General features: G+C 37.7%; 9 protein-coding genes and 1 other annotated feature. Of the genes, 2 read left to right on the top strand and 7 right to left on the bottom strand.

What is annotated here, in order from left to right; translation table 11 throughout:
• Positions 1 to 20 precede the first annotated feature (20 nt).
• Positions 21 to 506 carry a hypothetical protein gene (locus tag RBQ60_RS05480; RefSeq protein WP_307885567.1) on the top strand — a complete coding sequence of 162 codons (486 nt, stop codon included), beginning with the start codon at positions 21 to 23 and terminating at the stop codon, positions 504 to 506.
• 74 nt (positions 507 to 580) lie between these two features.
• Here the strand turns inward: RBQ60_RS05480 and RBQ60_RS05475 are convergent, their stop codons facing one another.
• The 7 genes from RBQ60_RS05475 to RBQ60_RS05445 form a co-directional block, all read right to left on the bottom strand.
• Positions 581 to 1,285: a hypothetical protein gene (locus tag RBQ60_RS05475; RefSeq protein ID WP_307885566.1), complete on the bottom strand. Its 705-nt coding sequence runs from the start codon at positions 1,283 to 1,285 to the stop codon at positions 581 to 583.
• Between the two features lie 246 nt (positions 1,286 to 1,531).
• Positions 1,532 to 2,380 (bottom strand): pantoate--beta-alanine ligase, encoded by an 849-nt coding sequence (gene panC / locus RBQ60_RS05470; RefSeq protein ID WP_307885979.1) that lies wholly within the window; start codon positions 2,378 to 2,380, stop codon positions 1,532 to 1,534.
• A gap of 18 nt (positions 2,381 to 2,398) precedes the next feature.
• On the bottom strand, positions 2,399 to 3,226 hold the full coding sequence (gene panB, locus RBQ60_RS05465) for a 3-methyl-2-oxobutanoate hydroxymethyltransferase (RefSeq protein ID WP_307885565.1): 828 nt from the start codon (positions 3,224 to 3,226) through the stop codon (positions 2,399 to 2,401).
• Positions 3,223 to 4,236 (bottom strand): Rossmann-like and DUF2520 domain-containing protein, encoded by a 1,014-nt coding sequence (locus RBQ60_RS05460; RefSeq protein ID WP_307885564.1) that lies wholly within the window; start codon positions 4,234 to 4,236, stop codon positions 3,223 to 3,225. Before RBQ60_RS05460 ends, panB begins: the two co-directional genes overlap by 4 nt.
• A gap of 506 nt (positions 4,237 to 4,742) precedes the next feature.
• Positions 4,743 to 6,449 carry a diguanylate cyclase gene (locus tag RBQ60_RS05455; RefSeq protein WP_307885563.1) on the bottom strand — a complete coding sequence of 569 codons (1,707 nt, stop codon included), beginning with the start codon at positions 6,447 to 6,449 and terminating at the stop codon, positions 4,743 to 4,745.
• Between the two features lie 455 nt (positions 6,450 to 6,904).
• Positions 6,905 to 7,150, bottom strand: coding sequence for a hypothetical protein (locus RBQ60_RS05450; RefSeq protein WP_307885562.1), 246 nt, complete (start codon positions 7,148 to 7,150; stop codon positions 6,905 to 6,907).
• A gap of 87 nt (positions 7,151 to 7,237) precedes the next feature.
• Positions 7,238 to 9,334, bottom strand: a complete 2,097-nt coding sequence (locus RBQ60_RS05445; protein ID WP_307885561.1) for a glutamine synthetase III family protein — start codon at positions 9,332 to 9,334, stop codon at positions 7,238 to 7,240.
• 452 nt (positions 9,335 to 9,786) lie between these two features.
• Positions 9,787 to 10,027: a binding site (T-box leader), on the top strand.
• Between the two features lie 48 nt (positions 10,028 to 10,075).
• Between RBQ60_RS05445 and asnB the strand changes: the two genes are divergently transcribed.
• The gene (asnB, locus tag RBQ60_RS05440) at positions 10,076 to 11,650 is read left to right on the top strand and encodes an asparagine synthase B (protein ID WP_307885560.1); all 1,575 of its coding nucleotides are present in this window, start codon (positions 10,076 to 10,078) and stop codon (positions 11,648 to 11,650) included.
• Positions 11,651 to 11,963: the final 313 nt, after the last annotated feature.

Here is an 11,963-nt window from a genome sequence, read left to right as displayed (position 1 = left end):
CTTAGAAATGAGGTGTTGCAATGTTAAGTGATTATATAGGTATTATTGGTGCGGTTGCTGGTTCTGTCAGCACTTTTCTTGTGATGGAGGGGGTTCATCGATTAGGGGGCATACGAATTTTTCTCCGAGAAGTACGTATCAAGTATCACATGAACAGTAGTTTTAAAAACTCTATGTACGAGGAAGTAAAACAGCCTTTTCGTCTTGGCTATGATTTGGAAGTCTATAATAGCGGTAATATCCCCAATATCTTGCACGATTTTTCATTGGTGTTTTATAAAGGAAACTCCGTGGTATTAGAAGATCGTCCGAAATGCGACAGAAATGTATTTAATGTTAACCCTCGGCAGATTATTGACATTAGCCAAGTTTTCGATATGGACGATTTGGATGATACCCTTGTGGGTACAACGAAAATTGTTTTAAAATATAGGACATTAAAAAGACGCTATCGTAAGTTTGTGTTGTACGAAGGACAGCCTATATTCCCCGATACAGGAAAATAAGTTTGATGCTGCTATTTTAGAATTTTTTTGGGCGCCATTGTTTTTAACAATGGCGCCCTTCCTGTGCTGCTATATTATTTATTTAATATAATTCTTTCCAAGCAGTCTTTGTATTGTTTGTCAAAGTCGCAATATACAAGACTATCTTCGGATGAAATTTTCACCACATTACTACCCTTCATAACTTTATGGTCAAAATCTTCTATCAGTTCGTAAACATCATAATCCTTTGCATTTGCCCCACTTAATTCCGATAAACCAATTTGTATTCCATCTTTCAATATAATATTATAATAAAAGCTACCCGTCCCATCCATAAAAAGCGAGTCTCTAGAACCATAAATTCCCGTACTAACGCCTATCACATCGCTATAAGAATATACTTTCCCTACCGGCGAAAAAACTCTTTTTACAACAATGTTTTCAGAAGTTATGAACGTTGTATCAATCACAACAGCATAAAATAAAAACATAAATATAAAAAAAGAAATATAAGAATACTTTTTTATAATATCGAGAAATTTTGTTAACTTTTCTATGGCATAAGGAAATTTAAATAGCCGTGATAGTACTTGAAAACAAATGAGTACAAGGAACACTTCCAACAAAAAAACAAAATGAATTGCACCATTTGACACCCAGAAAATAGTATTGAGAGGCTGAAAAAGAGAGGGCAAGAAAGAAGATAGCATAAATAATCCTATGGTAAAAACAAAGGATATCAATAAAGTTATGATAAATAATACTATAAATTGACCTGCTTTTTTCAAGATATTCATTAAAACGACTCCTCACTAAAATCTAAATACTATTTTCCAATTATAACATACACAGACTACCTTTACAAGGCATCCCACTTGGCTAAAAGCCTTTCCCCTTCACAAGAAATCATCACGTTTTCTATAGACAAATAGACGTCCCCCTATGAAATTCTTTAAAATGAATTCCCTGGAAAACGCCCATAAATTCAACTGCTACTTATAACTTAAGAGATAATATGGCTGTGAGACGAAGTTCTTTTAACGTTATACTGCGTATGTTATATTGTCAATCAATCTTGTTTTCCCAATATACACTGCTATGGGGATTAAAATAGGGCAGTTAATATCGCCACTAATACTCTGTAAACTTTCCATTTCTACAACTTCAACATAATCAATTTTTGCCAAAGGTTCTTGTATAATGCAAGAAAGAATTGCAGCCTTTAAAATAGAAGCATTTCGCTCTCCTTGGTCTAAGGCTTTTTTTACAAATTCTAGACTTTTGTTCAAAACAAGAGCCGCTTCCCGCTCCTCCTTGGATAAATACAGATTTCTCGAACTTTTCGCTAATCCGTCTGCCTCTCTAACAATGGGGCAGGAAACAATTTCGATCTCATAGTTCAAATCACGAACCATTCTTTTTATTACAGCTACCTGCTGTGCGTCCTTCTGTCCAAAATACGCTCTATCTGGCTGAATGATATTAAAAAACTTGGATACCACTAAGCAAACACCGTCAAAGTGTCCTGGTCTTTTGCTACCACAAAGAACATCTGTGATGCCAGAAATATGAACCGTTGTAGCTTTATCAGGAAAGTATAATTCCTCCCCTTGGGGTGCGAATACCACATGAACGCCTACTTCTTTGCATAATGCAACATCTTTTTCCAAATCTCTGGGATACGCTTCAAAATCTTCGTTGGGGCCAAATTGGGTGGGGTTCACAAATATACTGGCAACAACCCTATCATTTTGGGAAACCGCCCGTTCCATTAAGCTTTGATGCCCCTCATGTAAAGCACCCATGGTTGGTACAAAGCCCACAGAAAGGCCTTCTTTTCTCCAACCCTTAATTAAATTGCGAACTTCTTCAATTGTATTTACAATCATAATCCTATCTCCTGTTATCTCCTAGTATAGCTTTTTTAACTGCTCATCATCTATTTTAAAGGTATGCTTTTCCTCAGGGAAATCACCCTTGTCCACCTCATGGATATACATACCTATGGCTTCTTTCATAGTATTTCCTAAGTTTGCATACTGCTTAACAAATTTGGGAACAAAGTTATCAAACATCCCTAACATATCTTGATAAACCAAAATCTGTCCATCGCACTCCTTACCTGCACCAATGCCAATGGTGGGTATGGAGACTTTCTTGGTAATCAATTCAGCGACCTTGGCAGGAATGCCTTCCAAAACAATGGCAAAGGCTCCCGCTTCTTCTAAAGCAACAGCATCGGCAATCAACTGTTTCGCTGCTTCTTCGCTTTTTCCCTGTACTTTAAAGCCACCAAAAGCATTCACAGACTGTGGCGTTAAACCCAAATGCCCCATAACGGGAATTTGAGCTGCAACAATTCCACGAACTTGAGCTAATACATTGGCACCGCCCTCCAGCTTTACCGCATGGGCACCACCTTCTTTTACCATACGTCCTGCATTGTAAATGGCATTCTCAATAGACGTATGATAAGACAAAAATGGCATATCACTTACAATCAGAGCGTTTTTAGCCCCTCTTTTCACAGCTTTTGTATGATAGATTATTTCATCTACCGTAACTGACAGGGTGTCCTCCTCCCCTTGAATTACCATGCCCAGGGAATCCCCTATTAAAATCCCATGAATCCCGCTTTCATCAATAATCTTTGCCATAGAATAATCATAGGCAGTAAGCATACTTAATTTCTTACCTTGTGCCTTTGCTTGTTTAAACGTCAAAACCGTATTTTTCATTCTTCCAATCCTTTCAAACAAAGTTCAACTTTTTTATAGTTGTTTTCTTTTACGGCATCACCTTTTTTCCGTGCTAGTTCCAGAAGGCGGAGGGAAAGTTCTTGATAAATTTCTTTATCCTTTTCCTTTACCACAGAAAGATGTCGTTGTACTGTGTTCCAATCCCCTCTGGGCACAGGCCCTGTGAGGGAAGAAAGAAACCCCTTCTCCTCAATATTGCGAATATTACCTTTTACCAAAGGCATTACAGCAAATATTGCTTCTTCTTGAGAAAGGCCCATTTCTTGAAAATAGGAAACCCCTATATCTAAAAGGGCTAGGGTTAGGTTTGATACAAAAACATTGGCAAGATGATATGTAGCTGAGGTTTCCATATTTCGAGTAAAATAGAAATTTTCTAATTTCTTCATCATTTGTAAAACCTCATCATCCTCCCTCGTAAGGTCTCCTTCTAAAGAAAACTTCACCTTGTGAAGCTCATTGAAGTCCACCGTCTTATGGGAAAATGCATAAATTGGATGGATTGAATAAACGGCTGCACCTGCATTTTTTGAACGTTGTAAAGCCGTTGATGAAAGTGCGCCACTGGCGTGACAAATGGATTTGCCTTTTACATCCAACTTAGAAAGTTCAATATCTATCGTTGGAATCGCATCATCGGGAGTTGTAACCCATAAAATATCATTTTCTTGAATTATTTCTTCTAAACTATAATAAACTTTTGTATTGGTCATTCGGCAAGCTTCTTGGGTATGCTCAAAAGTTTTGCCAAAAAATCCGTTTACGATAATCCCTTGATGGATAAAATACCGACCAAGGTTTACCCCTACTTTTCCAGGTCCTATAAAACCAATTTTGATATGATACCACCTCCGAAAGCATGGTACAACATCCCGTGTCAATCTCATTCCCGATAGATATGAGTTGGCGAAAAGATAAATCACTATTTCTTCGCAATTTACTGCTTTTTTTTGAAGTCTTGCCTCTCTTAAAAGATGAAGTAACGTCATAAAACAGGTTGCAAAAAAATAAAAAAACACAATGGTGCAGTTTTTTCAATACCACCCGCAGACAGAATACCACCAAACCCCTCATAACTCAACCCTTTTTTACATGCAACAGAAAATTAGTTAATTTTTCATAGAGAATAAAATAAAATGTTCATCTCAATCTCTATGTTTTACCTATTCAATATAAATTTTATTTATTATTTTGTTTAAACCTAAATATGAATGATTTCTATTTTGGTTAATATAAATAGAAATCATAAAATATTTCCTTACATTTTTTACCAACAAAATATAAAATTTAACGATATAGCGGCAAAAAAAATGCCCATAGCAAAAAACTATGGACACCCTTTTCTTGATTCATTTTTTTATAATGTAATCCAATTTCCTAGCAAATAACCTATCATACTTAGCAGAGAAAAACCGTAAAGACATTGCAATACAAGGCTTTTTCATCTGCATCATTGCCATTTCTTTTTTAAAATTCCAATGTCTGAGAAAACAACTTATCTATCCCCAGCTTTATTGGCAACACTGATTGCGTAACTTTCATAATTTACCCTTTTTTCCTTTTTACTTTCTTTATCCTGATACATTAAGACGTCGGCAATTTGAAATGCCTCATAAATGCTGTTACCCTCAGTATCTTTTTGGAAGGCTATTCCCCAGGATGCACTTAAATTGCATTGGCTTGCCATGTTGTTTTTGATAATCGCTTCCTTCAGCTTACTTGAATATTGCTGTAACTCCTCCGGCTTCCCCCTTAGAATTACGGCAAATTCATCCCCACCAATACGGAAACACATACCAATATCATGGAACACAGATTGTAAACACTGTGCCATACAGCAAATTAATTGATCCCCCATCCAATGGCCATAAGTATCGTTTGCAAATTTCAACCCATCTACGTCAATAATACAGATAGCATTATCAATATTTTCTTTGGCCTCCATTTGCGCCAATTCCTCCAAGCGTAAATCAAAGGCGTATCTGTTTCCAATCTGTGTTAAAGCATCCGTATAGGCCGCCTTTTTCAAAGCAGCCGCTTCTAAGCCAATCTGAATTAGCTCCACATTTTGATTGATTTCTCCCTTTGTGATAATAATCAAAGACAACAACGTACCCACCTGCAAAAACACGATAGAGTCGTTTTGATTCATTGCATAAAAGAAAAAAATATCAAGCATTCCAGAAAGTACAAATACGCTGATGCCTAAAAATAAATTCTTAGCCCCTCTATAAGTATCATTTTGGTTAAGCTCAGCCATCGTCCACAAAACCAAAAGCATGGATAGAAATATTATGGAGTGGGAAAGGGGCAGCCACTCATAAAAGTCTGCAAAGCCCAGTGACTGTGCCATAATCATTGCAAAGAAATTAGTAATGGTCACACAACAGAGGAGTTCATAAAGACGAATTTCTTTTGGCTGTAAAGCACTGCTAAAAAACAAAAGCATAGGAATCGGAATGAGGGCTGTGGATAGAAAAACCATTTGATACGGCAGCAGCGCTTTTCCAAAGAAAAATTGGGCGAACTTTGATTCTGCAAAAAAATAAGTTCCCAATAGCAGAGCAAATACCCCTATATATAAAAAATTGGCTGAATGACGAATTTTATATATATATAAGCCATAGAACGTCAAGGCCAAGGCTATAATCAAAACCAAGGCACTGGTGAAAAAGGCTGGGAAATAGCGGGTGGCAATATGAAATAAAATTGCACTTTTACTACCCAACATCATCTCGTTAATTTTGCCATGATAATACCTATATGGCGATAACGAGGCAATCTTCAGTGTCTGCCCAGAATGAATTTGGGGTAACTCAACAATATGCCAAGCACTAGCCGGTGAGTCTGGCATGGTTGGCACAGCTCTTGTCTTACCATAGGAATATATTATTTCATCGCCTAAAGAAACGACTATTTCCTGTTGGGAAGATCGAAATCCCAAGGAAACTCCCTCAGGGATGGATTCATAAAAAGTCCTATAAATTTCGGAAGGTTGCCCTTCGGCAGCTTGTATTTTGCAAGGTACTTTAAATGCTTCTTCTTGTCCATCCTCCAATTGATAAAACCAGCCATCCGTTAAATAAGTAACCTTTTCTTGATTAAAACTTACATCTCTTGGATCAAACAAAACTGAAATTCCACAGATTAATAAACAAATTACCATTGCCATGGAAAAAAGTGAAATAATTGCCCTTCTCATAAATCACCTACCACTTCAATGAACGGAAAGTTAATTCGTTGCTTCTTAAAATATAACTGTAAGCACATACCTATTTTACCATAATTTTCAATAAAATAAAGTTAATTGTATGAAAACATTAAATTTCTAATAATTTTTTAAGATTTTCTAATAAATTCTTTAAAATTAGCTTCCTTTACTCATGCCATAAGGTTTTTTGCTTCCTTCGCCACCTCTTTATGCATATTCTCTTACCTTCTTTCATATTCCTTTACTTATTTCTATCCTTTTATATGATTTCAGAAATAAAATCATATTCATTTCCCTGAAAAAACTTACTTCTAAGAGTTACTTGAGGGATGAAAACAAACCAAACATGTAACCATATTTTTAATTTTAAACCCTTACCAAGTAAAAACAGAATGCCACAAATTTTATACTTTGTGACATCCTGTTTTATGAAAATCCCTCTGTAGTTACGAGTTGCTTAAAAAAGAACTCCCTTTGTCCGTAATTCCCGTTACAATATAATCAGCGCCGCAGCACATGTCTATCTCAATGACTTCGATATAACCCTCGGCTGCTAAAATAGGAATGATTTCTAGAACTTCCATCATTGTCATAGGGGCACTAAGTTTACAAATATCTGCTAAATCCAGCTCCTTACCATCCACACAATGGCTTTGGGCGAGCCGTAAAATCTTCATTTGATTTTCTTCCATGTTTATTCCCTCCTAGCCTATTTCAGTGTAACAAAAAAACAAGAAAAAACCTTTTGTATCTTTTGTATTTATTAAAGTTCTTATGTATTAAAACACACTAAATAATAATTCAGCGTAAGTGGGAAAAGGCCAATATTTTTCGCCAACTTCCTCTTCCATGCTATCTGCAATGCCACGCAGTTCTTCCATGGCAGGGATGACTGCATTTTTGTAATGCTCCGCCTTTGCCTGTTCACTGGTGATACCCTCTGTTGTTTCCAAAGAATCTTCCAAAATCTTAACCTTGTCTACAAAGTCGGCACACAAATCAGAAAGCCGGATTGCCAAGCCTTCCTCGCTACGACAGTTAATTGCAGAGGAAATTTGTCTCTTCAAACAAATTGTTTCCGCCAAATCTTTTACATAAGCGCTTACTGCAGGCAAAATACTTTTTTTTCCTAGATCCAGCATGGTTAATGCTTCGATATGCACAACCTTGATGTAGTTTTCAAGGAGAATTTCATAACGAGAACGTACTTCCTCTGCGGTCAAAATTCCATGTTTTATAAAAGTATTCACATTCTTTTCTTTCACATAATGAGGTAATGCATCCACCGTTGTTCTTAGGTTTAGCAGGCCTCTTTTTTCCGCTTCAATCACCCATTCGTCAGAATAGTTATTGCCATTGAAAATAATACGCTTATGATCCCTAACAGTTTTTCGTATGAGTTCATTTACAGCCGTCGTGAAGTTCTCCACATTTTCCAGTTGGTCCGCAAACTGAGATAACTCTTCTGCAGCAATGGTATTTAAAACAAAGTTCGGGCAAGCAATGGAAACGGAGCTTCCCAACATACGAAATTCAAATTTATTTCCGGTAAAAGCAAAGGGGGAAGTTCTGTTTCTATCTGTTGTATCCTTAAAGAACCTAGGTAAAACATGAACGCCAACCTTCATCATCTCTCTATCTTTGCCTGCATATTCCACGCCGCTTTCAATGCTATCTAATACCTCCTGCAAATCTTCCCCAACAAACATAGATACAATAGCGGGAGGTGCTTCATTGGCACCCAAACGATGGTCATTTCCTGCGGAGGCAACGGAAATACGCAACATATCTTGATATTCATCTACAGCTTTCATCAAAGCAACCAAGAACAACAAAAATCTAGTATTTTCTACAGGCGAATCGCCAGGTTCCAGAAGGTTTACCCCTTTATCCGTAGAAATGGACCAGTTATTATGCTTGCCGCTCCCATTGACTCCTTCGAATGGTTTTTCGTGCAACAAACAAACCAAGCCATTTCTATCAGCCACTTTTTTCATTATTTCCATTGTAACCTGATTATGGTCACAAGCAATATTAACCGTTGTAAAAATCGGCGCTAACTCATGCTGGGCAGGTGCCACTTCGTTATGCTCAGTTTTTGCCAAGATACCTAATTTCCATAGTTCAACATTTAAATCACTCATGAATGCCTTAACTCTGGGCTTGATTGCACCAAAATAATGATCGTCTAATTCCTGACCTTTGGGAGGTTTTGCTCCAAATAGCGTTCTTCCACAGAAAACTAAGTCTTTGCGCTTCATGTATACAGCCTTATCAATCAAGAAGTACTCTTGTTCAGAACCTACTGTAGTATTTACACGGTTCGTTTCCGTATCCCCAAACACTTTCAATATACGCATAGCTTGTTTATTGAAGGCTTCCATAGAACGAAGCAGAGGCGTTTTTTTATCCAACGCCTGACCGCCGTAGGAGTAAAAAGCCGTAGGAATACACAGTGTATTATCTTTAATAAATGCAAAGGATGTTGGATCCCAAGCGGTATACCCCCTTGCCTCAAAGGTTGCACGCAAACCTCCGTTTGGAAAACTGGAAGCATCCGGCTCTCCCTGAATCAATTCTTTTCCTGAAAACTCCATAATCACCTGACTATCTCCCGCAGGTGTAATAAAGCTATCGTGTTTTTCCGCAGTAATTCCTGTCATAGGCTGGAACCAATGGGTATAGTGCGTAACACCTTTTTCAACGGCCCAATCCTTCATAGCATTTGCCACAATATCTGCTACGTCCTTGTCTAGCCGCTTTCCCTCTTGCATTACTTTGCACATTGTTTTGTAGGTGCTTTTCGGCAATCTTTCCTTCATTACGTGTTCATGAAAAACCATAGAACCAAATAACTTGGGAACATTATTTTCCATATTTTCCAGCCTCCTTGTTGTGGTTGTTTATTGTTACTGTCAACACGATTTATAAATGAGAAGGGACTGCAGATAGACGCAAAACCACAAAAAATTCTTTAGAAATCTCTTATGGAAACACGTCTAGCCGCAGCCCCGTTGCTGTATACCACGTCATTATATGGGCTGCTTTGTCAGCTGTCAACTAAAATATGAAATTGCAAAAATAATAATTAGCTACAAAGCTCACCAGAATGAATAATCAAATCTTCTAATTTTTTAATTATATGTGCAAATTTCATGCACTTGTCAATGAACATTGCTTTCCCCCTTCCATTTTCGTAGTAGAAAAAGCCAAATAATTTAAACAATTTGGCTAAAATAAACGCAGATGTATATCTTTATATACTTTGCTAACCTAAAATCACCTATTGACATTAAAATCGAAGCAGTGTACAATACACACAAAATTGAAAACGGCGTTGATGAAGACAAGTAGTATAAAAAAACCGCCCCAGTGAGCAAAGGATAGTGAGAACTTTGTGTAGGATTTTATATGAATAACACTTCGTAGCCTCAATCCGAACCTCCTTGGGAGCAGTAGGTGAGACGCTTTGTTCCCCGTTACGGAACACGGGTTTATTTGAACCCAGAAAGAGACTGTTTTAACAGTAATTTAGGTGGCACCGCGGATGGCAGCTATTCGTCCTATTTTTAAATTTAGGATATTTAGCTGCATAATACATTCGGAGGTGTTTTTTTATGTGTTCAATTATGGGTTTTACAAAACAACAGGATTTAGAAAAAATGATAGAATGTTACCACCGCACCATTTCCAGAGGGCCTGATATGTCTCGCACCATAGCAGTGGGCGAAGGTATGCTTTGCTTTCATCGTCTTGCCATTATGGACTTAGACGAACGGGGTATGCAGCCCTTCTGCCTTCAAGGGGATGCGGTGGTTTGCAACGGGGAACTTTATGGCTTCTCTTCTGTCAAAGAAAAGTTGTCTGGAAAGTATAGCTTTGTTAGCGAATCTGACTGCGAAATCCTTTTGCCCATGTACCGTGAGTATGGCTTAGATATGTTTAAACAATTAGATGGGGAGTTTGCCATAATTCTTTATGATGGCAAAAAAGATTCCTTTGTTGCCGCCAGAGATCCTATTGGCATTCGTCCTTTGTTCTACGGTTATTGCCAAGATGGCTCTATTGTTTTTGCCAGTGAAGCAAAAAATTTAATTGGTCTTTGCGTTGAAATCATGCCCTTCCCTCCCGGTCATTACTATGGCCAAGGTGAATTTGTACGTTACTGTGACTTAACTTCTGTTGATACTTATTCTACCGACGATTTAGAAACCACTTGTGAAAAAATACGGGAATTGTTGGTAAAGGGCATTGAAAAAAGACTGGTTGCCGATGCACCTTTGGGCTTTTTATTAAGCGGTGGTTTAGACAGCAGCCTAGTTTGCGCTGTGGCAACAAAGGTTTTGAAAAAACCTATCCGAACCTTTGCCATCGGTATGGAAAAAGACGCCATCGACCTTGGCTATGCAAAAGAAGTTGCCCAGTACCTGCATTCTGACCACACCGAAGTTATCATTTCTAAAGAAGATGTTTTGGAAGCTTTGGACTATGTAATCTATACTTTAGGGACTTACGACATTACCACAATTCGTGCAAGCATGGGTATGTACTTAATTTGCAAAGGAATCCACCAGCAGACAGATATTCGGGTTTTGCTAACAGGGGAAATTTCCGATGAGTTATTCGGCTATAAATATACAGATTTTGCACCCACGCCCGAAGCTTTCCAAAGGGAAGCAAAAAAGCGTGTGGATGAGCTTTATATGTATGATGTTTTGCGTGCCGACCGCTGTATTTCCGTGAACTCTTTAGAAGCCAGAGTTCCCTTTGGTGACTTGGACTTTGTTCGTTATGTTATGTCCATTGATCCTGCCATGAAAATGAATACCTACGGCATGGGCAAATACCTCCTTCGTCATGCGTTTGAAGGGGATTGGTTACCTCACCACATTCTATATCGTGAAAAAGCTGCCTTTAGCGACGCCGTTGGTCACTCCATGGTGGATGATTTAAAGGAATATGCAGAAAACAAATATACCGATGAGGAGTTCCAAGAAAAATGTAAACAGTATGATTTCGCAACTCCTTTTACAAAAGAAAGCTTATTATATCGTGAAATTTTTGAAAAACACTACCCTCATCAGGCAAAAATGGTGAAGGATTTCTGGATGCCCAACAAAGAGTGGGAAGGCTGCGATGTTAAAGATCCCTCGGCTCGTGTCCTTTCCAACTATGGCGATAGCGGAAAATAATATATTGTTAGCAGTATCCCCTTCGATTTAAAACGGGATACTGCTAACCACATTTTACTGATTTATAATTTGTGTTAAGGACAATTTTTTGTTTATTTACCTAGGTTTTCTATTTTTTGTGGACTTGTTACGTTTAAAGTAGAAACCTCTACGTAAAGTCCACAACCAAAAAGTTTCATACTTTCTTTAAACACACAGCATCCGTGGAACGATATAACTTTATTTTCGATATCCATATTGGTTGTATTTACGCCTAGGAACAAGAGTCGTCTTCTAATAAAAACACGGCATGGTTTTATACTATTATATTTAA

Source organism: Anaerotignum sp. MB30-C6, assembly GCF_030908465.1.
Classification (GTDB): domain Bacteria; phylum Bacillota; class Clostridia; order Lachnospirales; family Anaerotignaceae; genus Chakrabartyella.
Note: the sequence above shows the minus strand (reverse complement) of the source record. Positions and strands in the feature narration are given on the sequence as shown.